The following is a 424-nucleotide window of genomic DNA, read 5'->3' on the forward strand; positions in this document are numbered from 1 at the left end:
CTTGAGCAAACCGCTTCGTTGATGAATCAGCTGGCCCTGTCCACTGAATCCGCCGCCGCCGCAATGTCTCGCCAAGACTTCGCGGCTCAGACGAGCATGGGTTGGCAGAAGATCGAACTGAGCGTCGAAGGGGCGTTCGAGCAGCTGAGGAAGTGGGATGACCTGCGGAACAGCTCTGACCCGATGGCCAACCTTTTTGCAGGCGCATCGGCCAATCTGGGCGCACTCAAGGAACTGGAAGAGGGCTTCCGGCGAGCAGATCAGGCGCTCGGCCAGATGGTTGGCACCGGCCACGCCGACAAGGCCGCCGCCGCGTTCGCCCGCATGGCCGAGGCGGCCAAGAAGCAGGGTGTCGATAACGATTCTCTCATCCGCCAGTTCCCGACCTATGCGGAGGGGCTGCGGGCGCAGGCGTCGGCGCTGG

At 64.2% G+C, this 424-nt stretch carries 1 protein-coding gene; it reads left to right on the forward strand.

Translation table 11 applies throughout. The features are described from left to right. Positions 1-21 precede the first annotated feature (21 nt). On the forward strand, positions 22-424 hold a 403-nt coding region (locus tag Q5762_RS37240; RefSeq protein ID WP_315896739.1), incomplete at its 3' end, for a hypothetical protein.

Source organism: Streptomyces sp. P9(2023) (genome assembly GCF_032436795.1).
In the GTDB taxonomy this organism is placed as follows: domain Bacteria; phylum Actinomycetota; class Actinomycetes; order Streptomycetales; family Streptomycetaceae; genus Streptomyces.